The sequence below is a fragment of the Aequorivita viscosa genome (genome assembly GCF_900106795.1).
Classification (GTDB): Bacteria; Bacteroidota; Bacteroidia; order Flavobacteriales; family Flavobacteriaceae; genus Aequorivita; species Aequorivita viscosa.
The window spans coordinates 1-24,350 of sequence record NZ_FNNS01000014.1; the positions used below are offsets into that span (position 1 = coordinate 1).

Annotated in this window: 17 protein-coding genes; 7 read left to right on the plus strand and 10 right to left on the minus strand. The window is 37.9% G+C overall.

Annotated features, from left to right (window positions below; translation table 11 throughout):
* Positions 1 to 218: 218 nt before the first annotated feature.
* Together BLW28_RS09325 and metG are read right to left on the minus strand one after the other, a co-directional pair.
* Positions 219 to 2,369, minus strand: a complete 2,151-nt coding sequence (locus tag BLW28_RS09325) for a Tex family protein (protein ID WP_073218479.1) — start codon at positions 2,367 to 2,369, stop codon at positions 219 to 221.
* Between the two features lie 76 nt (positions 2,370 to 2,445).
* On the minus strand, positions 2,446 to 4,542 hold the full coding sequence (gene metG, locus BLW28_RS09330) for a methionine--tRNA ligase (protein ID WP_073218439.1): 2,097 nt from the start codon (positions 4,540 to 4,542) through the stop codon (positions 2,446 to 2,448).
* 62 nt (positions 4,543 to 4,604) lie between these two features.
* Between metG and BLW28_RS09335 the strand changes: the two genes are divergently transcribed.
* The 3 genes from BLW28_RS09335 to BLW28_RS09345 all read left to right on the plus strand — a co-directional run bounded on the left by BLW28_RS09335 (position 4,605) and on the right by BLW28_RS09345 (position 6,435).
* Complete coding sequence (locus BLW28_RS09335) at positions 4,605 to 5,531, plus strand: S66 peptidase family protein (protein WP_073218436.1); 927 nt, start codon at positions 4,605 to 4,607, stop codon at positions 5,529 to 5,531.
* A gap of 98 nt (positions 5,532 to 5,629) precedes the next feature.
* The gene (locus BLW28_RS09340) at positions 5,630 to 5,977 is read left to right on the plus strand and encodes a hypothetical protein (protein WP_073218433.1); all 348 of its coding nucleotides are present in this window, start codon (positions 5,630 to 5,632) and stop codon (positions 5,975 to 5,977) included.
* Positions 5,978 to 6,072: 95 nt separating this feature from the next.
* The gene (locus BLW28_RS09345) at positions 6,073 to 6,435 is read left to right on the plus strand and encodes a YraN family protein (protein ID WP_073218430.1); all 363 of its coding nucleotides are present in this window, start codon (positions 6,073 to 6,075) and stop codon (positions 6,433 to 6,435) included.
* 42 nt (positions 6,436 to 6,477) lie between these two features.
* On the opposite strand, the gene BLW28_RS09350 is transcribed toward BLW28_RS09345, so the two are convergent.
* Positions 6,478 to 7,296: a helix-turn-helix domain-containing protein gene (locus BLW28_RS09350; protein WP_073218427.1), complete on the minus strand. Its 819-nt coding sequence runs from the start codon at positions 7,294 to 7,296 to the stop codon at positions 6,478 to 6,480.
* A 140-nt stretch (positions 7,297 to 7,436) separates the two neighbouring features.
* Positions 7,437 to 10,829 (minus strand): transcription-repair coupling factor, encoded by a 3,393-nt coding sequence (gene mfd, locus BLW28_RS09355; RefSeq protein WP_073218424.1) that lies wholly within the window; start codon positions 10,827 to 10,829, stop codon positions 7,437 to 7,439.
* 179 nt (positions 10,830 to 11,008) lie between these two features.
* On the opposite strand from mfd, the gene BLW28_RS09360 reads away from it, so the two are divergent.
* The gene (locus BLW28_RS09360) at positions 11,009 to 12,361 is read left to right on the plus strand and encodes a dihydrolipoyl dehydrogenase family protein (RefSeq protein WP_073218421.1); all 1,353 of its coding nucleotides are present in this window, start codon (positions 11,009 to 11,011) and stop codon (positions 12,359 to 12,361) included.
* 39 nt (positions 12,362 to 12,400) lie between these two features.
* Here BLW28_RS09360 and BLW28_RS09365 read toward each other — a convergent pair whose 3' ends face one another.
* The 6 genes from BLW28_RS09365 to BLW28_RS09390 form a co-directional block, all read right to left on the minus strand.
* Entirely contained in the window at positions 12,401 to 13,204 is an 804-nt protein-coding gene (locus tag BLW28_RS09365; protein WP_073218418.1) for a hypothetical protein, read from the minus strand.
* A gap of 6 nt (positions 13,205 to 13,210) precedes the next feature.
* Entirely contained in the window at positions 13,211 to 13,852 is a 642-nt protein-coding gene (gene pdeM, locus BLW28_RS09370) for a ligase-associated DNA damage response endonuclease PdeM (RefSeq protein ID WP_073218415.1), read from the minus strand.
* A complete protein-coding gene (locus BLW28_RS09375; protein ID WP_073218412.1) occupies positions 13,849 to 16,371 on the minus strand; it encodes a ligase-associated DNA damage response DEXH box helicase in 2,523 nt (840 codons plus the stop codon). Before BLW28_RS09375 ends, pdeM begins: the two co-directional genes overlap by 4 nt.
* Entirely contained in the window at positions 16,368 to 16,676 is a 309-nt protein-coding gene (locus BLW28_RS09380) for a GIY-YIG nuclease family protein (RefSeq protein WP_073218408.1), read from the minus strand. Before BLW28_RS09380 ends, BLW28_RS09375 begins: the two co-directional genes overlap by 4 nt.
* 114 nt (positions 16,677 to 16,790) lie before the next feature.
* Positions 16,791 to 18,383, minus strand: a complete 1,593-nt coding sequence (locus tag BLW28_RS09385; RefSeq protein WP_073218477.1) for an ATP-dependent DNA ligase — start codon at positions 18,381 to 18,383, stop codon at positions 16,791 to 16,793.
* 45 nt (positions 18,384 to 18,428) lie between these two features.
* Positions 18,429 to 19,472: a ligase-associated DNA damage response exonuclease gene (locus BLW28_RS09390; RefSeq protein ID WP_073218405.1), complete on the minus strand. Its 1,044-nt coding sequence runs from the start codon at positions 19,470 to 19,472 to the stop codon at positions 18,429 to 18,431.
* Between the two features lie 162 nt (positions 19,473 to 19,634).
* Here BLW28_RS09390 and BLW28_RS09395 point away from each other — a divergent pair, with 162 nt between their 5' ends.
* From BLW28_RS09395 to BLW28_RS09405, 3 genes are all read left to right on the plus strand, one after another.
* Entirely contained in the window at positions 19,635 to 20,063 is a 429-nt protein-coding gene (locus BLW28_RS09395) for a tellurite resistance TerB family protein (RefSeq protein WP_073218402.1), read from the plus strand.
* A gap of 157 nt (positions 20,064 to 20,220) precedes the next feature.
* Positions 20,221 to 21,552: a dGTP triphosphohydrolase gene (dgt, locus tag BLW28_RS09400; RefSeq protein WP_073218474.1), complete on the plus strand. Its 1,332-nt coding sequence runs from the start codon at positions 20,221 to 20,223 to the stop codon at positions 21,550 to 21,552.
* A 157-nt stretch (positions 21,553 to 21,709) separates the two neighbouring features.
* Positions 21,710 to 24,319 (plus strand): T9SS-dependent M36 family metallopeptidase, encoded by a 2,610-nt coding sequence (locus BLW28_RS09405; RefSeq protein ID WP_073218471.1) that lies wholly within the window; start codon positions 21,710 to 21,712, stop codon positions 24,317 to 24,319.
* The last annotated feature ends 31 nt before the right edge of the window (positions 24,320 to 24,350 follow it).

Sequence of the window (24,350 nt, forward strand, 5' to 3'; positions counted from 1 at the left end):
AGGGTATTATAAACTTGATAATATCCTTTGATGATTTTTTCGGTTATTTCGGAATGGATCAGCATTTAGGTTTTTAATTTTTATGGAACGCGGATAACACGGGTTTTGCGGATTTTCACGGATGTTTTCAAGTGATTATCCGTTGCATCAGCGTAATCTGCGGTCTATATGTTGATGAACCCCATAAATTTATGAAATTATTTCGTGATAACTCTAGTCTACTTTCCTTGAAGTTGGTGCAGTTTTAGCTGAATCCGTTTTCTATCAACATCCACATCTAGCACTTTTACGATAATTTGTTGATGCAGATGCACGTGTTCATTCACATCTTTTACAAAAGAATCGGAAAGGTTTGAAACGTGAATCAAACCGCTTTCCTTAATTCCAATATCCACAAAACAACCAAAATTAGTGATGTTGTTTACAATTCCAGGCAGCAATTGTCCTTCTTGTAAATCGGTAATGTTTTTTATGTTTTGATTGAAGGTGAAAACTTTGGCTTCTTCACGTATGTCAAGTCCTGGTTTTTTCAGTTCTTTAATAATATCTTTTAAAGTGGGAAGTCCAACTCTTTCAGTAATGTAATTTTCTAGGTTTATTTTCTGAAGCAAGGTTTTGTTTCCTATTAATTCTGAAACGTTCACATTTACATTCTTTGCCATTTTTGAAACTACTGAATAACTTTCTGGGTGCACCGAAGAATCATCTAGTGGATTTTTCCCGTTTTTAATGCGAAGAAATCCCGCTGCTTGTTCATAAGCTTTTCCACCCAATCGCGGAACTTTCATTATTTCCTTACGCGAAGTAAAAGGTCCGTTTTCTTCACGATAATTCACTATGTTTTCAGCTAATTTTGGGCCAATTCCCGAAACATAACTTAATAGCGGGACACTAGCTGTATTTATATTTACGCCTACCGAATTTACACATAATTCCACAGTAGTATCCAATGAACTTTTTAATTTCGTTTGATCTACATCGTGCTGATACTGGCCTACTCCGATAGATTTTGCATCAATTTTCACAAGTTCAGCAAGTGGATCCTGCAATCGCCGACCGATGGAAACTGCGCCACGAACCGTGACATCGTAATTAGGAAATTCATCACGAGCTATTTTGGAAGCCGAATATATAGACGCGCCAGCCTCACTCACCACAAAAACCTGTATCGGATTTTTAAAATGAATTCGTTTTATAAATTGTTCCGTTTCACGTGAAGCAGTTCCGTTTCCTATTGCAATGGCTTCAATTTTATGAGCATCGGCAAGCGAACTTATTTTTTTCATTGCTCCTTTTGTGTCGTTTTTTGGAGCGTGCGGATAAATGGTTTCATTGTGCTGTAATCCACCTTGTGCGTCTAAACATACAACTTTACAACCCGTTCTAAATCCAGGGTCGATTGCCAAAACTCGTTTTTCTCCTAAAGGTGAGCCGAGCAATAATTGCTTTAAATTTTTAGCAAAAACGTTAATCGCGGTTTCGTCTGCTATTTCCTTAACGGCAGACAATGCTTCATTTGAAAGTGCCGGAAATAATAGTCGTTTGTAACTATCTTCAATGGCTAGTTTTATTTGTTTTGAAGCCGCATCATTCGATTTTATAACACGATTTTCAATTTTATAAATTGCCTTTTCATCGTCAATTTCAACTTTTTGGCGAATAAATCCTTCGGAAGTAGCGCGAAGAATTGCGAGCAGCCTATGCGACGGAATTCGGTTTAATGGCTCGTTCCATTCAAAGTAATCTCGGAATTTTTGAGCCATTTCATCGTCTTCCATCTTCTTAACGACTTTGGTAGCGATAACAGCGGAGCGTTCCAATTCCCGACGCAACGTGTTCCGAATGTCCGTGCGTTCGTTAATCCATTCGGCTATGATGTGGCGAGCACCTTCCAAGGCTTCTTCTTCCGAATTCACTTCGCCTTTCACATATTTTGAAGCTAGTGACGAAATATCGGAACTCCTAAGATTTCGGGATTGGCTCATTATAATTTTCGCCAACGGCTCTAAACCGTTTTCACGCGCGGTATCAGCTTTGGTTTTTCGCTTCTTTTTGTAAGGCAAGTACAAATCTTCCAAAGCGATTAAATCTGTCGTTTCTTCAATTTTTTTCTGAAGTTCCGCAGATAAAACTTCCTGCTCTTCCAACGATTTTAGAATGGCGATTTTGCGTTTTTCGAGAACTTCAAACTGTTCTTTAAACTTTACGATATCGCCAATTTGAACCTCATCGAGATTGCCTGTTAACTCCTTTCGATAACGGGAAATGAAGGGAATGGTGCAATCTTCGTTTAAAAGCTTGATGGTGTTTTCAACATTTTTTTTAGGAAGTTGTGTTTGGGAAGTGATAAAATTTAAAATCGCTGTCATTTCAGAAAAAATCAAATCCTTCGAGAGACCAGATATTTCGGGTACATCGAAGGATTTAGTATAGTTTAAAAGTTACTTAACTAATCGTTGCTCCGTTTAGTACGCCACTTGTATCAGGATTCATAAAAACCAATTTCCCGTCGGCGTCTTCGGTCATTAAAATCATTCCTTGGCTTTCAACACCGCGAAGGGCACGTGGCGCAAGGTTTACCAAAACAGTCACTTTTTTACCAATGATGTCTTCGGCATTAAAACTTTGAGCAATTCCAGAAACAATAGTGCGCACGTCAATTCCTGTATCAACTTTTAGTATCAAAAGTTTATCTGCTTTTGGCATTTTTTCAGCTTCGATGATTGTTCCCACTCGCATATCGAGTTTCATAAAATCATCAAATTGAATTGTTTCTTTCTGTGGCGTCAATGCTACTGTTTCAGAAGTATTCTCCTCTTTATCTTTTGTATTATCCATTTTCGTCTGTTTCAATTTATTTAGCTGCGCTTCCACTTGGTCGTCTTCTATTTTGCTGAAAAGAAGTTCTGCCTTTCCAATTTTGTGACCGGGTTTTATGAGTTCAGATTTTGTAGAAACGTCGTTCCATTTAACGGGTCCTTGGACTGCGCTCAGGGTGACATTGAGCATGTTTTTCAACTTTTCTGAAGTAAACGGTAAAAACGGTTCGCTTAAAACCGCCAATGCAGAAGCAATTTGCAAGGCAACATACATTACTGTTTTGGTGCGTTCTGCATCTGTTTTAATGGTTTTCCACGGCTCTTCGTCGGCCAAATATTTATTTCCTAATCGAGCTAAATTCATCATTTCCGCTTGTGCTTCGCGAAAACGGTAACGCTCCAACGAACTTGCAATTACGGCGGGATATGCTTTTAACTCATTTAATGTTTGCTCATCAATTTCAGAAAAAGTTGCTGGTTCTGGGACCCTTCCTTCGTAATATTTATCGGTTAGAACCATCACTCGGTTAATGAAATTCCCAAAAATTGCAACCAATTCACTATTGTTTCTAGCTTGAAAATCTGCCCAAGTAAAATCGTTATCCTTGGTTTCAGGTGCGTTTGCGGTTAAAGTGTATCGCAACACATCTTGCTGGTTCGGGAAATCTTCTAAATATTCGTGAAGCCATACCGCCCAGTTTTTACTAGTCGATATTTTATTGCCTTCAAGATTTAGAAATTCATTTGCGGGAACGTTTTCCGGTAGAATATAACTGCCTTCCGCTTTCAGCATTGCAGGAAAAATGATGCAATGAAAAACGATGTTGTCTTTTCCAATAAAGTGAAGCATTTTGGTTTTATCATCTTTCCAATAATCTTCCCAATTTTTGCCTTCGCGTTCCGCCCATTCCTTTGTTGAAGAAATATAGCCGATTGGCGCATCAAACCAAACATAAAGTACTTTTCCGTCGGCCCCTTCTACTGGCACAGGAATTCCCCAATCCAAATCGCGGGTAACGGCACGCGGCCGCAAACCGTCGTCTATCCAACTTTTACACTGCCCGTAAACATTGGTCTTCCAATCTTTTTTATGATCTACAAGAATCCACTGTTTTAAAAAATCTTCATATTCATTCAATGGCAAAAACCAGTGTTTTGTTTCTTTTAAAACTGGCACATTCCCAGAAATAGCACTTTTCGGATTGATTAAATCGGTAGCGTTTAAGCTGGAGCCACATTTTTCGCATTGGTCGCCATAAGCTTCTTCATTGCCGCATTTTGGGCAAGTTCCTGTAATGTATCTATCGGCAAGAAACTGATTGGCTTCTTCGTCGTATAATTGCTCGGTAACTTCTTCAGTAAATTTGCCTTCGTCGTAGAGTTTCTTGAAAAATTCGGATGCTGTTTTATGATGAATTTCAGCAGAAGTGCGCGAATAGTTATCAAAGGAAATCCCGAAATCTTCAAAAGATTTTTTGATAATTCCGTGGTATTTATCAACTACTTGTTGCGGCGTAATGCCTTCTTTTTTCGCTTTTATGGTAATGGGTACACCGTGTTCGTCACTTCCGCAAATAAAAGCAACATCTTTATTTTGAAGTCTTTGGAAGCGTGCGTAGATATCGGCTGGCACGTAAACGCCTGCTAAGTGGCCAATATGAACGGGGCCGTTTGTATATGGTAAGGCTGCGGTAATTGTATACCTATTTGGGTTTTGTTCCATAATTTTTTTTGAAAGTGCAAAAGTACATATAAATGTAGTAATTTGTGGTTTTAATTAGATTCATGATAACACCAAATACACTTCAAAAAGGCGATACGGTCGCCATAGTTTCCACTGCAAGAAAAATTACTAAGGAAGAATTGAAACCAGCACTTGAATTGCTTAAAAGTTGGGGGTTGAAATCGGTTTTAGGAAAAACAATAGGGGCAGAAGAAAATCAATTTGCTGGCAGTGATGAATTACGCGCAGCGGATTTTCAGGAAATGATGGACGATCCAAATATAAACGCTATTTGGTGTGCCCGTGGCGGCTATGGAACGGTCAGGATTATTGATAAGTTGGATTTTTCAAGCTTTACAAAGAACCCAAAATGGATTATTGGGTATAGCGATGTAACAGTTTTGCATTCTCATATTCACAATCTCGGAGTTGAAACGTTACACGCACAGATGTGTTTGGAAATTGAGAATAAGACGGAAAAATCGAGGGAATCTATTCGGAAAGTAATATTTGGGGAAGATTATTTAATTTCGTTCTCGGTGGATGCCTACAAGGAGGCCTGCGGCGACACCTTGCAGGAGAACACTCGGCTAGGTTTTATAAAAGGCGAAATTATTGGTGGAAACTTGTCGGTTCTTTACTCACTTGTGGGAAGTCCTTCGGAAATGAAAACCGAAGGGAAAATTCTTTTTATCGAAGACTTGGATGAAATGCTTTATCACATTGACAGAATGATGATGAATTTAAAGCGAAGCGGCTATTTAAAAAACCTGAAGGCCATAATTATTGGCGGAATGACGCAAATGAAAGACAATAAAGTGTACTTCGGAAAAACCGCTGAAGAAACTATTCTGGACTTAGTGAAAGAATACAATTATCCCGTAATATTGAACTTCCCAGCGGGACATATTCTTGACAATCGAGGGTTGATTTTGGGAAGGGAAGTGAAATTGATCTCTGAGAATGATAAGGTAATTTTGGAATTTTAGAAAGCTCTAAGCTGGATTTCTGAAAATTTGAATGCTTTAATGTTAAAGAAAAATGATATATTTGAGTTTGTGAATATTAATTTAAAGACACTTAGGCTATGAACACAGACAAAAGAAATTTAATAACCAAAGGACATTATGCTATTAGTATTCCAATCTTAGGGATTTATGCCTCGGCGATCTATTTTTTCGAACTAAGCTTTCTCGTTATTTCCATATCAACCATCGTTGCCTGGACATTTTGGTCTTATATGGTTCCGAAATGGAAACTAAGTTCAATCAAGCAACTAAGTTCTACTGAAGACTATGTTAATTGGTATTCAAATTCAATTGCAAGCTTTCTTATTTGGCCAGATTCTAACTGGTTTACCCAAACAGAATTTTGGACTGAAAAAGATAAAGATGAATATCAAGAACTTAGAAAATCACTTTTAAATATTCAATAATTCAAAACATAATAACTTACTTTCAGTATAAAATCCAAATTTCAATTTATGAGATTTGGATTTTTTGCTAATCAGTTTTTTGATTTATAAATATTATGGGAAGTCATAATGAATTAGGAAAAATAGGAGAAGAAATAGCCGCGCAATACTTATTGAAAAAGGGCTATAAAATTCTGCGTCGTAATTTCTTTTTTGACAAAGCTGAAATTGACATTATCGCCCAAAAGGAGGAGGACACGGTAGTTATTGTAGAGGTGAAGACTCGTAACAGCGACTTTTTTGGTGATCCGCAGAGTTTTGTTACTCCTGGAAAAATTAAAAATTTGGTGAAAGCTGCCAATGAATATATTGTTTCAAACGATCTAGATGTTGAAGTTCGCTTTGATGTTATTGCAATTTTAAAAAACCAAAAGACCGAAAGTTTGCAGCATTTTGAGAATGCCTTTTATCATTTTTAATTCCCTCGAAGGTGGGAATCTCTACATACTCCTATTTGACCTTCAAGCTTTAGAGGTGTCGTTGGTTTTTTCGCGATTAATTAACTCCCCAATTTTATAGAGTAAGATAATATGCAAAATTACTGTCGGAATTAAAAACATAAGTCCCAGCCAGCCCATAAAAACTAATGCAAACAATATTCCACTAACCACTTTAAAACCTCCCGCTATCTCTGGAATTTTCCCAAGAGGATCGTTTAATCGCATCAAGGCTAAACCAAAAATTATACTGCCAATTCCGAAGAAAATAGATTGAACCGAAATAACGTAGTCTATATAAAAAGGTTCAAAATATAGCGAAACCATATCGTAGCTATAAAATAAAATAGTAGTGCCAATTAGAAAGAAGGACCCAATTTTTAAAAGATAATTATTGAATATTTTACCGCTTAAAACAAACCCCCATAAAAAGTAGATGCAGGAAATCATTACAATAAACTTCATGCTGATGTAGGCTGCTTTTGGAATTATTAGTTCGTCATCGTAAAATCGGGCGTAGTCAACGGCATATTCCACAAATCCTGATAGAAAATAAATAAGTCCGCATATCCAAGCGACTTTTATATGTAACGCTGAAAACTTAACATTATTTAGATTGAGTTTGTTACCGTTTGAAGTGTTATGACTTTTCAGGTTTTCTAAATCTTCACCTAAAACATTTAAAATAGTTTTTAAGGTAAAACTCCGCGGTGTTACTTCGCCGGATTCTATGCGTTGAATAGTGCGTACGTTAATATTGCATTGCGCTACAAGTTCTTCTTGCGTAAGGCCTTTTTGTTTTCGCAGTTCTAAAATTTTTCGACCGAGTTCTGGTTGTTTCATTTACACGATAATTTATGAAGCAATAGTACGATGGTAGTAAATATAAGCCAATATTTTCAAAGGAATTTCACCCGACATTTACCCGACATTCTAGTAAACATTGAGCTTCCCAGGTTTTCCGACCTATTAGGTCTAAAGCTTTAGTCAGAAAATGGTTCCAAAGCCCGAAGCGCTTTATTAACCGAAGAAATCCCTTCAAAAGTTAAAATAAGTCGTAAGCCGTTACGGGTTTGCTTTTCTTTCATTGTTACTTTTTGAGGATGGGTCTGTACATATTGAAGCACGTTCGTAAAAGCGGCGCTTTGATAAAAAGCACTTTGTTGATCGGCTACAAAATATCCTACCATTTTTTTCTGCTTCATTATTAATCGTTCTAGGCCCATAGAAATAGCTAGCCACTTAATTCGTACACTATTCAATAAATCTTCTGCTTGTTTCGGCATTTCTCCGAAACGGTCAAGCATTTCTTTTTCGAATTTTTGAAGTTCGGCTTCGTTTTTTAATTCATTAAGCTTTGTGTACAGATTTAGTCTTTCAGTTATGTTATTTACATATTCATCAGGAAATAGCAGTTCAAAATCTGTGTCTATGGTCATTTCTTTCACGAAGTCTTTTTTCGGACCTTCAGTTTTTTCGTAAAGATTTTTGAATTCTTTTTCTTTCAGTTCCTCAATGGCTTCGGCAAGAATTTTTTGGTAAGTTTCAAAACCAATTTCATTTATAAAGCCGCTTTGCTCACCGCCCAATAAATCTCCTGCTCCACGAATTTCAAGATCTTTCATTGCGATATTAATTCCGCTTCCCAACTCTGAAAATTGCTCTAGGGCAGTAATGCGTTTTCGGGCATCATCGGTCATTGCGGAATATTCGGGGGTGATGAAATAACAAAATGCTTTTTTATTGCTTCTACCTACACGGCCGCGCATTTGATGAAGGTCTGAAAGTCCGAAATTATTGGCGTTATTAATAAATATTGTATTCGCATTTGGCACATCCAAACCACTTTCTATGATGGTTGTAGAAACCAAAACGTCGAATTCATTGTTCATAAACCGAAGCATTAAATCCTCTAGTTTCTTACCGTCCATTTGCCCGTGACCAATACCAATTTTAGCATCCGGAACCAATCTTTGAATCATTCCGGCAACTTCTTTTATATTTTCAATTCTATTGTGAACAAAGAAAATCTGGCCGCCACGAGAAATTTCATATTGCACCGCATCGCGAATACTTTCTTCACTAAAACGAATTACGTGCGTCTCAACAGGATAGCGGTTTGGTGGTGGGGTAGTAATTACCGAAAGATCGCGAGCCGCCATTAAGCTAAACTGCAATGTACGTGGAATAGGCGTTGCTGTTAGGGTTAGGGTATCCACGTTTTCTTTGATGGTTTTTAGTTTGTCCTTAACTGCGACACCAAATTTTTGTTCTTCGTCAATAACCAGTAATCCTAAATCTTTAAACTCAACCGATTTGCTAACCAATTGATGCGTGCCAATAACAATGTCCAGCCGCCCATCTTTTAAACCTTCCAAAACTGTTTTTCGCTCTTTTGCTGTACGAAAGCGGTTCAGGTAATCTACTTTTACGGGCATTTCGGACAGTCGTTCTTTGAACGTTTTAAAATGCTGAAATGCCAAGATTGTGGTTGGCACTAAAACTGCAACTTGCTTTCCGTTGTCTACCGCTTTAAAAGCGGCGCGAATGGCAACCTCCGTTTTTCCGAAACCTACGTCGCCACATACCAAGCGGTCCATTGGGCGCTCGTTTTCCATATCTTTTTTTACGTCTTCGGTTGCTGCGCTTTGGTCTGGCGTGTCTTCGTAAATAAACGACGATTCCAATTCGGCTTGCAAGTAACTATCAGGGTCGAATGCAAAACCTTTTAATGTGCGGCGTTTTGCGTAAAGTTCTATTAAATTGAAAGCTATTTCCTTTACGCGTGTTTTGGTTTTTTGTTTTAATTTTTTCCAAGCATCGCTACCTAACTTATAAATTTTAGGCTCTTTGCCGTCTTTCCCGTTGTATTTTGAAATTTTATGCAGCGAGTGAATGCTGAGGTACAAAATATCGCGTTCGCCATAAAAAAGTTTAATGGCTTCCTGCATTTTTCCTTCCACTTCAATTTTTTGTAAGCCTCCAAATCTTCCAATACCGTGATCTATGTGGGTTACATAATCGCCCACTTCTAGGTTTGTAATTTCCTTTAAAGTAATGGCCTGCTTTTTAGCGTAACCATTTTTAAGTTGGAATTTATGATATCGCTCAAAAATTTGATGATCGGTATAGCAAGCTAATTTTAAATCATCGTCAATAAATCCTTGAAAAAGCGGAAAAACAATTGTTTCAAATTGTGCTACTTGTTGGTCGGCATCTTCAAAAATATCGTGAAAGCGTTTTGCTTGTTGTTCACTGCTACAAAAAATGTAGTTTTTATATCCTTTTTCGGTGTTGTCATTCAAATTTTCAATCAGTAAATTGAATTGTTTGTTGAATGAAGGCTGAGGTTTGGTTGCAAACGAAATTGAAACCGAACCTAGATTCGAAATCGAACTGTTTTTTAAATGAACGGTTTTAAAATCTTCGAGTTGCTGTTTCAACAATTCTGAAGTAGCAAACAATTCTGAAGGCTTCGCACGCTTTATTTCTGAATCGATTGCATTATAGGCATCAGTAGCTTTTTTGAAAAGATTGTCGATTGCACTGCTGAAAAGTTCTTCGTTTTTTAGAAAAACCACAGTTTTTGAAGCAATATATTTTAGAAAGCTCTCGCGATTTTCATCAACCGTTTTATTTTCAACATTCGGAATTATTGAAACTTTTTTAACCTTTTCCAACGAAAGTTGTGTTTCCACATCGAAGGTTCGAATGCTATCTACATCGTCGCCAAAAAATTCGATTCGGTACGGTTCGTCATTGCTAAAACTAAAAACATCTAAAATTCCTCCTCGCACAGAAAATTCGCCTGGTTCGGTAACAAAATCGGTCCGTTTAAAGCGGTATTCAAACAAAATTTCATTTACAAAGTCGATTGAAAGTTTATCGTCTACAGCAATTTTTAAGGTGTTGCGCTCTAGTTCTTTTCGAGTAACTACTTTTTCAAAAAGTGCTTCGGGATAGGTAACGATAAAGGCAGGTTTTTTTCGTGAATTTATTCTGTTTAAAACCTCGCTTCGAAGCAAAACGTTGGCGTTATCAGTTTCCTCAATTTGATACGGTCGTCTGTAGCTTCCAGGATAAAAAAGAACATTTTTATCGCCCAGCAGATTTTCCAAGTCGTTTAAATGGTAGGCTGCTTCTTCTTTATCATTTAAAATAAGTAAATACGGCAGATCGCCAGTTGTAAACGTTTCGGCCAAAACCATTGAAACTGATGAGCCTACAAGACCTGAAACAGTAATATCATGGCTTCGACTTGCTTCGGCCATCGATTTTTTTTGGTCGTTTCGTGGAACCGAAACGGCAATAGATTCGCCTAGTTTTTGCGCTTGCAAAGACTGCGAATAGAGTGAAGTAACAATTTTTTTATGCATTAGGCTGCAAATTTAATCCAAACCTAGAAGGTCTCAAAGACCTCGTAGGTTTTTAATAACAACTTTATCATTTTGCTAACACACACCTCTTGGTTGAATCTGTAATTTTAGTTGAAATTGAATAAAAACAATAAATCCCAAAGTTTTTAAAATCTCTGGGGTCTAAGAAAACTCAAAGAATGGCAATTAAAGAATACGATGTTTTTGTAATAGGAACCGGAACAGCCGGTAAAAGTGTGGCATACGATTGTGCTGCGGAGGGAATGAAAGTAGCAATTGCCGATAACCGCGAATTTGGCGGGACATGTGCTAATAGAGGTTGCGACCCGAAAAAAGTGTTAGTAGGAGTTACAGAAGCTTTGCATCTTTCTGAGAACTTAAAGGAAAAAGGAATTGTTTCAGTACCAAAAATAGATTGGGCGGTACTGCAGCAATTTAAATCTACTTTTACCGATGCCGTGCCTGCCGCAACTGAGAGAGATTTGAAAGAAGCAGGAATTGAAATGTATCATCAATCGCCAAAGTTCCTTGATGAAAACACGCTTTCGGTAGAAGGAAAAACGGTAAAAGCGAAAAAAATAGTTATCGCAACGGGCCAAAAACCGATGGAGCTTAAAATTCCTGGCAGAGAACATTTAAGAATTAGTGACGATTTTCTAAATCTAGAAGAATTACCCGAGAGCATTGTATTTGTAGGCGCGGGTTATATCGGGATGGAGTTCGCACATATTGCTGCCTGTTGTGGCGCAAAGGTAACCGTTATTGAGTTTGGTGATAGACCGCTCAGCCCGTTTGAAGCTGATATTGTTTCGCACCTCACAAAAGCTTCGGATGAACTTGGGATAACATTTATCTTTAATGCAAAAGTTTCTGAAGTTGAAAAACTTCAGAAAAACTATCGGGTTTCTTTTCAAATAAATGGCAAAACAGATTCTGTAGATACGCGAATGGTTTTCAATACTGCAGGTCGCGTGCCTTCTATCGACGAACTTGATCTTGAAAATGGAAATGTGGCTTTTGAAGATAATGGTATCTCGGTAAATGAGTTTCTTCAAAATACCACAAATAAAAACGTTTACGCTTGTGGCGATGTTTCTGCGAGTGGATCACTTCCTTTAACGCCAACATCTTCACAAGAAGCCCGAATTGTTTCGTTAAATATTCGAAAAGGAAATACTACGAAAATGGATTTTCCGCCTGTGCCTTCAGTGGTTTTCACAATCCCTCAAGTTGCGTCGATTGGATTAACAGAAGACGAAGCAAAAAAAGAAGGTTATAATATTACAATTGAATATAAAAGTGTTCCTAAATGGTTTAATGCCAAACGTATTAACGAAAATGTGTATGCGTACAAAACCATTGTAGATAAAGACCGAAACCTAATTCTTGGGGCGCACATAATTGCTTCGGAAGCCGGAGAAATGATAAATCTATTTGTGTTGGCGATGTGCGGAAAGCTAACCACAGAAAATCTAAAAGCCATGATTTTTGCGTACCCAACTTGGGGTAACGATATTAAGGGAATGGTTTAAAAGAGAAATCCCAAAGAATTCAAATCCCAAATTCCAAAATTACTTTTTAGAATTGAGATGTTCCTTTAATTTAATATTGGGACTTGTAGCTCTATTTTTAAACCCGTGGTAACTACTGCTTACAAGCAAAACGGCGGCCACCGCAATTGCTGCATAGGCCACGGTTTGGCTCACTTCCGAATTGGCGACTGCAATTGCGCTTAAAGCCCAAACGCCAACCAATGCAAATTCTCGCATATTGCGTTTCCAAGTAACGGTTAAATTTATTATTCCAGCTATTACAATCATCGTTATTGTCCAGAAAACTTCGCTATAACCCCAGGCGTTCCACTCAATACTTGTTAAATATGCAGCCACGTTTGCAATGCTCGCAACTGTAACCCAACCGCTGTAAAATACAAAAGGCCACCAAAGAAAGGCAATTACTGAAATTGGCGCATCCCAAAGTTCCATCCGGTTGTTCATTACAATTTTTAAAAGTGAAAATAGCAACACAAAAATTGCGAGAACTGAATATTCCATATAGCCGTAAAGCCAGAAAGTTAACCACATAATATTTGCAAAGCACGAAAGTGCAAACCACCAACCCGTTTTAAGAATAAAGTCGTCGTCCCGCACTTTTTTAAAAAGACTTCGACTTTGATAAATTATAAATCCGAATAACAGTAAATAAATAAATCCCCAAATAGAAAAAGCATATCCTGCTGGGGTAAAAAGATTGGTTGATGCCTTGGATATTTCGCCTACGGTTGTATTGTTCATAGCTCCAGTGTTTGACAAATAGTTGACAAAAACCATAGCAACAAATAAAACAATATTGGAAATTTGGAGTGTTTTTTTCATAATAAATTATTTTTGTGAAACGCAGATAACCTCACCTTCAACAATAGCAAAGACTTCATCTTTTTTAGAAGGCGTTAAAATATGTTTCCCCGTAAAGTTACCAAAAGCAGGGAGAATTAAGCTGTTAAGGGTTTTGTAAAAACAAGGTAATCGCAAAGATTGTCTTCCCAAACCTCGCATTTTTATTCCGGGATGTATGTGGCCAGAAAAGTTGAACAATCCTTTAATTTCTGTTGGATGATGGGTTAAGTAAAAGCCTTCGAGTGTTAATTCATCAAAAACCTTTATGTCTAAATCTTGGTATAAATACTTCGGAATTATATCGTGATTTCCTGAGATTAAAATTATTTCAGCTTGGATATATTCTACCCACTTTTCAAAATCGTGCCATTCATCGTTTAATTTGCTATGAAATAAATCGCCCAAAAAACAAATAATTTCAGGTTGAAAATAATTGCTGGTCTCGGTAAGCTTTTCAAGGTTTTTAAAAGCTGCATCTACTGGAACTGCCGCGCCGTATTTTCTGAAATGCGCCACTTTTCCCAAATGCACATCTGCTATTAAAAGCATCTTTTTTTCTTCCCAATAAATAGCTCCGCTAGGGTGAAGCTTGAAGTTATGGTTATTAATATGTAAGTCGTGAATCATTTCATTAATTGAAGTGTCATTCGTTTTATTCTGTCTGCTAATTTTTCTGAAGAAAGCTTTTCGCGTAGTCTGTCGGTAATTATTGGAAAGCTGAAAGGTGTTGCTTTTTCGCACTGTTTCCAAATTGTTTTTTGCGAATTAATCCGCTCCAAAGCGCGCCGTAATCGTCCTTCTTCCAGCTGGTGCTCAAAGGTTTCACGATAGGCTTGAAGATACAAAAGGTTGTCTGCTTCGTAATCTCGAAACACATCAAACAATAACTGACTGTTGCTTTGCAAATGCTTTGTTTTGATAGCTTTATTGGGATAACCCTGAAAAACCATGCCACTAATCACTGCGATATCGCGAAATTTTCTACGTGCCAATTCGGTAGAATTTAAGCTCTTTTGCAGATCGTCATACAAATATTCTTCCGAAAAAAGGTTGTTGTCGAGTATGGTTTGAATGTCTAAAAACTGATCGCTCAACAATTCAAACCCATAGTCGTTATAGGCCAATGAAAAAGTAATTGGCGATAATAAACTGATGCGATACGCCAAAAGGCTGCTCATTGCTTCGTGAACAAAACGCCCTTCAAACGGATAAAAAAGTGAATGAAACCCTTCGCGGGTTTTAAAGGTTTCAATTAAAAATTCGCTTTCATTTGGCACAATACTTTCGCGCTCCTGTCGCTCAAAGATATGGCTCAAGGCCTCTATTTCTGGTGTTTTGCGCTTAGGAGCTACAGTTGCTCCTACCGGAAGCCGTGCGCTTTGCATTTCTTCGCGTAAAATTTTACTCATTTGTGATGAAAGCGGTAATCTTCCCCCCATAAAACTTACAATATTTGCAGTTCGTTTACTGCTTTTTCTAACCTGCGCTTGCATTTGCCTAATACGAACCAACTCTAGCGTTCTTCCGGCAAATACGAAAGTATCTCCTGGTTTCATTTTACTGATAAACCATTCTTCAATAGTGCCAATAAATCCGCCAGAAACATATTTCACGAGCATCATTGAATCACTTACAATTGTGCCGATACTTAACCGATGCATCATTGCAATTTGTCTGCTTTCAACTTTAAAAAGGCCTTCAGGCGTGACTTTAACTTTTTGGTATTCATCGTAAGCTTGCAGACTTTGACTTCCTATAGTAATGAAGTTTAAACACCAATTCCATTGGTCTTCTGTAATTTCTTGGAAGCAGAAAGTACTTTTAATTTCGGGGAAAATTTCCTTCGGGAAAAATCCATTACTCACGGCAAGCGTTACTAAATGCTGGATTAACACATCAAAACTGAGCAAATACGGAATTCTGTCTTCAACCACTTCATCTTTTACAGCGCGTTTTAAAGCTGAAGCTTCCAGTAATTCTAAAGCGTGGGTAGGTAAAAAATAAATCACCGAGGGCTCGCCCGGACGGTGGTTGCTGCGGCCCGCTCGTTGCAGAAATTTCGCAACGCCCTTAGGCCCACCAATTTGGATTACCGTTTCCACCGGTGCAAAATCAACGCCCAAATCCAAACTGGAGGTCGCCACAACAGCCGTCAACGATTCGTTGCGGATGGCCTGTTCCACCCAAAGCCGGGTGTCTTTGCCAATGCTGCCGTGGTGCATCGCGATTTCGCCAGCAAATTCGGGATGTTTTTCCAATATTTTTTGAAACCAGATTTCGCATTGTCCACGGGTGTTTGTAAAAATTAAGGTCGTTCTGCTGGCTTTTATGATCGGGATTATTTCCTCTAAAAGATGCAATCCCAAATGCCCACGCCACGGAAATGTTTCCATTTTTTTTGGAATGATAGAACGGACTTCTATTTTCGACTTTTGATTGGCCTTTACCAAAACTGAATTCTCGCGAAGGCGGGAATCTGTTCCCAAAAGTACATCCATTGCTTCCTCCAAATTACCTATGGTTGCTGAGATTCCCCAAATTCTTATTTCTGATGAAACTGTTTTTAAACGTGAAAGCGCCAATTCCATTTGCACTCCACGTTTGCTACCTAAAAGTTCGTGCCATTCGTCAACCACAATTGCAGTTAATGTTTTGAAGGTTTTTTCATAACCTTTTGAAGCCAATAGAAGCATCAAGCTTTCTGGCGTTGTGATCAATAAATCGGGCATTTGGCGTTTCTGTTTTGCGCGTTCGCTTTGTGAAGTGTCGCCAGTACGAATTCCAACAGTTAAACCTGTTTCCAGATCGTCTGCAAAGTGTTGTGCTGCTTGTTGAATTTCAACAGAAAGTGCACGTAATGGGGTAATCCAAATGGCTTTAATTCCTTTTGTGTGTTTCGTTTTATACTCAGGATTGTTTTTTAAATACTGAAGAACAATTGGCACCCAGAGAGCGTAGGTTTTCCCACTTCCCGTTGGAGCATTTAATAAGCCGTGTTTGCCATCGAGGAAGGCTTTCCAGGTTTTTTGTTGGAATGGGAAGGGATTCCAACCTTTGGATTTAAACCATTGCGAGCAAAGCGAAGCAATCTCTTCGTCGACAAGTCCTTGCCATTGGTTTGAGCCACTATCCTTTGTTTTTTTCATCGCAATTCAAAATTTTCGTCCTTCCAATTAATAGATAAATCATTCCATCCTGGATTCATTTCATTAATCAAAGCTTCCTTTCTTTTTCTGTTACCCGCTTTCAATTGTTTTTCCCTTAAAAAAGCATCGTTGACATCTTCATATTCCTCAAAATAGACCAATATATTGCAGTTGTATTTTGCCGTGAATGCATTTTTATAAATCTTCGTTTTATTTTCCATCAGGCGCCTCCTAATATCATCGGTGGCTCCCACATATAGGACGGTCTTATTTTTATTTGTGGTTATGTAAGTATATCCAGGCATTGCAAGCGTAGCGAAGCAATCTTTACTTCTTAAGTTAAAATATTTAATTGAAATAAATTCTATAATCGTGCATTTTATTGGGCAGATTCCTTCAGCAATTCTGACAAGTCAGAATTACTTCGGAATAAGTGCCTTTAAATCCGAAAGTGTATTTGCTTCGGCAATCGGCTTATCTTTTCGCCAACGCAGAATCCGCGGAAAACGGGTTGCGATTCCACTTTTGTGGCGGCTGCTTTCGGCAATTCCTTCAAAAGCTATTTCAAAAACATGATGCGGAGTTACGCTACGAACGGGGCCAAAACGCTCTAAAGTGTTGCGTTTAATCCAATTATCAACCTGTCTAAATTCTGCATCAGTTAAGCCTGAATATGCTTTTGCAAAAGTTACCAATTCACCTTCATCCCAAAGGGCAAAAGTGTAATCTGTGTAAAGATTGGCGCGTCTTCCGTGACCACGCATAGCATAGGTTAAAACTGCATCGATAGTAAATGGGTCGATTTTCCATTTCCACCAATCTCCTTTCTTTCTTCCAACTAGATAAGGCGAATCTTTTCGTTTTAGCATTAAGCCTTCACTGCGTTTTTCTCGCGAAAGTTCTCGTTCTGCTGCTGCTGCTTCCCAAGTTTCAAAATTCATGGTTTCGCTTAAAAACAGGCCTATTTCGGTACAATTACAACTTTGTATTAATTTATCTAAAATCTTTCTTCTTGCTGAAAATGGCATCTGCCGAATATCCTTGCCCTGCCATTCTAGCAAATCGTACGCATTCAAAATTACAGGCGTTTTTTTTAAAAGTGCTTTTGAAATATTCTTCCTACCTATACGAGTTTGCAGCGCGTTGAAATTGCCGATTTGCCCTTCTACAAAAGGTAAAATTTCACCATCGATTACAGTTCCGTTTGGAATTTCGGAAAGAAAACATTGAAACTCGGGATATTTGTCTGTGACTAATTCTTCACCTCGCGACCACACAAAAACCTCATCATTTCTAATAATTACTTGGCTGCGAATTCCGTCCCATTTATGCTCAAAACTCCAATCTAAAATTGATCCTAAATTCTCTTGAAAATTATCTTCCACGGCATAGGCCAAATAAAATGGATAGGGTTTGCTCAGGTAATCTTCGTCGTTGTGTTCGAGTATTAATTTTTTATAGGTAGTGGTTTCAGGCGTCCAATTGCCCATTAATTTATAGGCTAGAATATCTTCATCAATATCTGTGGCTTTTGCTAGGGCTCGCGTCATCAGTTTTTGGCTTACACCTATTCTAAAACTACCTGTTAGGATTTTATTAAAGACAAACCTTTCAAAATAGTTTAAAGCCAACCAATTGTCGTGTAAATATTGTTTCTTTTCTGCTTCAGTAAGGGTTCGTAATTCGATAATTTCTGAAACAAATTGTGAAAGCGATTTCTCTGAATGTGTTTCGGAAGTTGGCAGAATTAAAGCTATTGTTTCTGCCAGATCGCCAACTATATGATAACTCTCTTCAAAAAGCCAAAGCGGAATACCGCTAATTTCAGTAGCCCAAAGTCTGAGTAAAGTAGTATTTACAGGGCGTTTTGGGCGTCTATGTGAGAGTATTGCGATGGTCCACAGTTTATCTTTATCATCTGCATTTTGAAAATAGGCAGTTAGCGCCGAAACCTTTTCATTGGTTTTATTGGTGCTGTCGAGCTTTTTTATGAGTTGGGCGAAATCTTTCATAGTCCCCAGTGCCCCCATAGGGGTAATTTTATATGTATTGAAATATTATTCTTCATTCTCAATTTTTTGGTCGCTGAACGGCGCCGAAGCGACAGTTTCTGAATTTTCTTCTTCGTATTGGGTTTTTTCAGTTCGGGCGTCATAGCCCAATTCTTCCCTTAAATAGCGCGCAAAAATATCTGTATATCCGTGCGTTGCGATTATTTTCTCGCAGCCAGTAGCATCAATTGCAGCAAGCAATCCTTCCCAATCTGCGTGATCGCTTAAAACAAAACCTCTGTCAATCGCTCGTCTTCTCCGTGCTCCACGAAATGTCATCCACCCACTGGCAGAAGCGGTTACATAGGGCACCATTTTCCGAATCCAAGTACTGCCGTGGGTGCTCGGCGGGGCCACAACTATATTGCCTTTTATTTCTTCTTTTGTAGTGTCCCGAGTTATTAATGTAGTTTCTGGAAGATTGTAATTTGAACGCACTACCTCAGTCATATTTTCTACTGCTCCGTGGGTGTATATTTTGCCAATGGAAGTATCTAAATGTTTCAGTAAACGCTGTGCTTTTCCTAAACTATATCCGAAGAGCACCGAAGTTTTACCTTCTTGTCTATTTGTAGCCCACCAATCGTTAATATCTTTAAAAACTTCTGCTTGCGGTGTCCATTTAAATGCTGGTAAGCCAAAGGTGCATTCAGTGATAAATGTATGGCATTTTACAGGTTCATAAACTTCTGCCAAACCATCGTCTTCCGTTTTAAAATCGCCTGTAAATACCCAAATTTCACCTTTGTATTCAACTCGAACTTGCGATGAAGCAATAATATGCCCAGCAGGATGCAGTGAAAATTTAACGCCGTTGATGGTAAAGATTTCATTCCAGGCTTTTCCTGCGACAGAAATTTCACCCAACCGATGTTTAATAATCGGAACATTATTAGTGTGAGTAATATATTGTTTGTGCCCCCAACGACTGTGGTCTGCGTGACCGTGTGTTATAATGCACTTATCTACTGGTTTCCAAGCATCTATATATACATCTGCTTGTTTGCAGTATATTCCTTTTTCGTTAAATACAAGTAGTGGCTGTTTCATTTTTATTATTGTATCCCTTTAAAATTATAGAAGGCTATATAGTCTACCTTGTAATTAAGAAAAGTTTAGGTGAAATTTTTTAATGAATTTCATAAAAAACTTAAACCGAATTCTGTCCTTTGCTTACAAATCATTTTATATTTGCAATATAAAATTAAAATTATGTCGTTTACAGATTTATTCGAAAGTGGGGAGCATTCCCGAAATTTAGGTCATTTCGCATCTATAGCGAATATAGCATCGGTTGATGGTACAATTAATGCAGAAGAAGAAAAATTGTTAAAACGTTTCGCTCGTAAACTTGACATAGAAGAAGATGAGTATGCAGAGGTTTTAAAAAATCCAGGCAAATACCCTATAAATCCACCTAACGATTCTGAAAGACGTTTGGAAAGGATGCACGATCTTTTTGAAATGATTTTTGCCGATCATGAAATAGATGACCACGAACGATTTCTAATTGAAAGATATGCTATTGGTCTTGGTTATAGTGTAGAAACTGCTCAACACCTTATTAAACGCTCCATCCAAATTTATAGTGGAGGATTGGATTTTGAAGACTATCGCTATTTGCTGAATAAAAAGGACTAATTTTTAGAAACCCTATCCTTCATAAGTATTTTAAAAAAGCTCCGTAAGGAGTTTTTTTGCTTTAAATGGTTTCCAATTTCCTTACATAAAATATAATCGCAACATTAAATTACTTTTATAAAATAGTATCTTGCCTTCCAAAAATTTTTTGGTTATGATGCAATGGGAACAGCTACTGTCCTTACGAAAACAAGGTGATAGTAAGCAGCGATTACGCGCCGATGAAAACGAAACCCGCCTAGGGTTTGAAGTAGATTACGATAGAGTGATTTTTTCTTCAGCTTTCAGGAGTCTTCAAGATAAAACACAGGTTATTCCGCTATCAAAAACTTCTTTTGTGCATACTCGTCTTACGCACAGTTTAGAGGTTTCTGTTGTTGGTCGTTCCTTAGGAAGAGCGGTCGGAAAAGCAATTTTAGAGAAATATCCGAAGTTAGCAACCGAATGTGGTTACCGTTTTAACGATTTTGGAGGTATTGTTGCAGCAGCTGCTTTGGCGCATGACATTGGTAATCCACCATTTGGACATAGTGGTGAAAAAGCAATAGGCGATTATTTTTTGAACGGTAGCGGAAAACGTTTCCGCGATTATCTAAGTGAAAAGGAATATCAAGATTTAATCGATTTTGAAGGAAACGCCAATGGATTCAAAATTTTAACCGAATCTAAAGATGGTGTGCAAGGCGGACTTAGGCTAACTTACGCCACGCTAGGGGCTTTTATGAAGTATCCTAAACAATCGCTTCCTAAAAAGCCAACCGATAATGTATGTGATAAGAAGTTTGGGGTTTTTCAGAGTGAAAGTGCCTTTTTCAATGAAGTGGCCGATGCGTTAGGATTAATAAAGAGGCCTGATGCAAATGGCTATGTGCGACATCCACTTGCGTACTTAGTTGAAGCCGCAGATGACATTTGCTACACAATCATCGATTTTGAAGATGGTATAAACCTTGGATTGATTGAAGAGGAAATGGCACTAGAATATTTGATAAATTTAGTTCGCGGAAATTTAAAAACAGAAGTATATTATAAATTAAAAACACCACAAAACAGACTTGCTTACCTTCGGGCGTTGGCAATTAATACGTTGGTTACCGAAGCGACTTCAATATTTTTAAAGAATGAAGAAGCAATTTTAAACGGCACATTTTCCGAAGCACTTTTAGATAGCAGCCAGTATAAAGCTCAGATTTCTGATATTATAAAAATTAGTGTCGAAAAAATTTATCGAAGCGATGAGGTTCGAGAGAAGGAAATAGCGGGGTATAATATTTTATACACCTTGCTCGATACATTTACAAGTGCTTTTGAAAACTATCATAATGATGTTGCTCGTCCCTATGACCTGCTTCTTTTGCGAACGGTCTCGCCAACAATAACTAAGCAAGATTCGGTATATAAATATTTAATGGAAAGTTGTGGGTATATTTCACGACTAACGGATGGAAGTGCTGTGCAAATATTTCAAAAGGTTAAGGGTAATCTTTAACTGTGAGGCTTTTAAATGTTAAAAACACAATTGAAGAGGCAATATCTTAGGTTTTATGATATTTTTGGGAAATCTTAAATTCTAAAAGGTCAACACTCAATATTTGTGGAGTCTTTCCCTTTTGATTATGAATTCAATAAAAATAAAAACAAACTACATGAAAAAAATTATTTATCTGTTTATTTTCTTTGTTGTAAATCATTCCTTTGGGCAGGATTTTACAGCAACTGTAAATTCGTATTTACAAAAATATCAAGCCGATTCGTCTCTAAAACAAGGTGATGTAGCTGATGTTTCAATTGCAACTCAAAGTTATTCTAAAAGTTTAGATGCATACAACGTGTATGTTGAACAAAACTACCAAGGCATTAAGGTTTATAATTCTGTTTCTCCTTTTGTTATTAAAAATGGGGGAGTTGTAAGTGCAAAGGTGTCTTTTATTGAGAATATTTCAGCAAAAGCAAATAGCACTTCGCCTTCTATTTCGGCATTGGCAGCTATTTCAAAAGCCACAAATGCATTAGGGATTGATTCACCAAAAGGCCTGAGCTTGCTAGAAACCTTAGATGATAATTCGTACGTTTTTTCAAAGGGTGATATTTCTTTAGAAAATATTCCTGTTCAATTGGTTTATCAAAATATTGATGAAGGCAAAGCCTTGAAACTGGCTTGGGATTTAAACATTTACTTACTAGACGGAAGTCACTATTATAGCGTGAGAGTTGATGCCTTATCAGGAGATATTTTAGCTACCGATGATTGGGTTGTTAGTTGTGACCTTGGCGACGGAGCTCATTCACACGCTGCAGGAGAAAGTATACTTTTTCCAAGTGTAACCAAGTCTCAAAGCCAAATGATAAGTACTGCTGTAGCAACGCCAAGCTATAGAGTTTTTCCTATTCCATTAATTGGGCCTAGTGAAGGTAGAGATCAATTAATTTCTGATCCGTCAGATGCTTTAGCTTCTCCTTATGGATGGCACGATACCAACGGAATTGCAGGTGCAGAATATACCACTACACGTGGAAACAACGTACTAGCAAGAGAAGATCATAACGGAAACAATAGTGGAGGGCAACAAGCCGAAGGAGGTCCTACAATGCAATTTGATTTCCCATTTGATTTACCTGAAAATCCATTCAATTTTACCAACGGAGCAATCACCAATCTTTTCTATATGAATAACATCATGCACGATGTTTTCTATCAGTATGGTTTTGATGAAGCTAGCGGTAATTTTCAAGTAAATAACTATGCAAGAGGTGGAAATCAAGGAGATGGTGTATTAGCCGAAGCTCAAGATGGAAGCGGAATAAACAATGCTAATTTTGCCACGGGTACTGATGGTGTGCCGCCAAGAATGCAAATGTATCTTTGGACTGCGCCAGGAGAAGTTTTAGGATCATATTTTACCATTAATGATGGTCCCTTAGCTGGTTCATACTATTCTTTAGATTCTCAATTTGCACCACCACTTCCAACTATTCCAATCACTGCCGATTTGGTGTTAGTTGAAGATGATAACGCTGGAGATTCAGAAGATCCTCACGATGCTTGTGATGACCTTACAAATGGCGCTAGTATTGCGGGTAAAATTGCTGTAATTAGAAGAGGAAGTTGTGATTTCGTTGTAAAAGCTCAAAGAGCACAAGACGCTGGTGCAATTGCTGTAGTTATGGTAAATAATGTTTCGGGAGATCCTATTGTAATGGGTGGGACGGGTACAGATATAACTATTCCTGCTGTAATGATTTATAAGTTAGATGGAGAAAATATAATTACTTCACTTCAAAATGGCGACACTATTAACGCTACATTGGTAGATGATGGTTCTGGAATAGACAACAACCAAAGAGATGGAGATTTAGATAACGGAATTGTCGCACACGAATATGGGCACGGAATTTCTTCTAGATTGACTGGTGGTCGTTTTGCACCTGGATGTCTTCAAAATGAAGAACAAATGGGAGAAGGATGGAGTGATTACTTCGGCCTTATGCTTACAATGAAGCCAACCGATGCTGGTGAAGCACCTCGCGGAATTGGTACTTATGCAATGGGGCAAGGTATTGGTGGAAATGGTTTAAGAGCAAGGCCATACAGTACAGATTTTGAAAAAAATGAGTTTACATATGACAATATTAAATCTCAAAGAGCGCCACACGGTGTAGGATCTGTATGGGCAACTATGCTTTGGGATTTAACTTGGGCATTTATAGATGAATACGGTTTCGATCCAGATATTTACGAAGGTGAAGGCGGAAACAATATGGCGCTTCAATTAGTTATGGATGGATTAAAACTACAGCGTTGCAGTCCAGGTTTTGTTGATGGTCGTGATGCCATTTTGGAAGCTGATGAAATAGCAAATGGTGGTGCAAACAAATGTTTAATTTGGAATGCATTTGCCAAAAGAGGACTTGGTCTAAGTGCTAGTCAAGGAAGTGCTAGTAGCAAGCAAGACGGAACTGAAGCATTTGATGTTCCTGTTGAATGTAGACTTGGAGTTGGAGATCACGGAAGTGTTAAAAACAGCTTTATCATCTATCCTAACCCTTCACAAGGAGAACTTAACGTACAGTCAAGATTTGATGTTGGAGAAGCAACTATATCTATTTATGATATGAATGGAAGAGTAGTTTACAACACTGAAGTTGAAATGCACCAAGCAAGAAATTTAGATGTTAGTAGTTTAAATACAGGAATCTACCTTATTAAAGTTGAAGGTGGAGGATATTCTCAAACTTCTAAATTGATTATAAACTAAATTCAATTAAAATTGAATTTTAAAAAGGAGG

Coding starts and splice junctions, on each gene's coding strand:
- BLW28_RS09380 (WP_073218408.1), bottom strand. CDS start 16,676: ATGCCTGGATATACTTACATAACCACAAATAAAAATAAGACCGTCCTA.
- BLW28_RS09345 (WP_073218430.1), top strand. CDS start 6,073: ATGGGAAGTCATAATGAATTAGGAAAAATAGGAGAAGAAATAGCCGCG.
- BLW28_RS09350 (WP_073218427.1), bottom strand. CDS start 7,296: ATGAAACAACCAGAACTCGGTCGAAAAATTTTAGAACTGCGAAAACAA.
- BLW28_RS09390 (WP_073218405.1), bottom strand. CDS start 19,472: ATGAAACAGCCACTACTTGTATTTAACGAAAAAGGAATATACTGCAAA.
- BLW28_RS09385 (WP_073218477.1), bottom strand. CDS start 18,383: ATGAAAGATTTCGCCCAACTCATAAAAAAGCTCGACAGCACCAATAAA.
- BLW28_RS09365 (WP_073218418.1), bottom strand. CDS start 13,204: ATGAAAAAAACACTCCAAATTTCCAATATTGTTTTATTTGTTGCTATG.
- dgt (WP_073218474.1), top strand. CDS start 20,221: ATGCAATGGGAACAGCTACTGTCCTTACGAAAACAAGGTGATAGTAAG.
- BLW28_RS09335 (WP_073218436.1), top strand. CDS start 4,605: ATGATAACACCAAATACACTTCAAAAAGGCGATACGGTCGCCATAGTT.
- BLW28_RS09405 (WP_073218471.1), top strand. CDS start 21,710: ATGAAAAAAATTATTTATCTGTTTATTTTCTTTGTTGTAAATCATTCC.
- metG (WP_073218439.1), bottom strand. CDS start 4,542: ATGGAACAAAACCCAAATAGGTATACAATTACCGCAGCCTTACCATAT.
- pdeM (WP_073218415.1), bottom strand. CDS start 13,852: ATGATTCACGACTTACATATTAATAACCATAACTTCAAGCTTCACCCT.
- BLW28_RS09375 (WP_073218412.1), bottom strand. CDS start 16,371: ATGAAAAAAACAAAGGATAGTGGCTCAAACCAATGGCAAGGACTTGTC.
- BLW28_RS09325 (WP_073218479.1), bottom strand. CDS start 2,369: ATGACAGCGATTTTAAATTTTATCACTTCCCAAACACAACTTCCTAAA.
- BLW28_RS09395 (WP_073218402.1), top strand. CDS start 19,635: ATGTCGTTTACAGATTTATTCGAAAGTGGGGAGCATTCCCGAAATTTA.
- mfd (WP_073218424.1), bottom strand. CDS start 10,829: ATGCATAAAAAAATTGTTACTTCACTCTATTCGCAGTCTTTGCAAGCG.
- BLW28_RS09340 (WP_073218433.1), top strand. CDS start 5,630: ATGAACACAGACAAAAGAAATTTAATAACCAAAGGACATTATGCTATT.
- BLW28_RS09360 (WP_073218421.1), top strand. CDS start 11,009: ATGGCAATTAAAGAATACGATGTTTTTGTAATAGGAACCGGAACAGCC.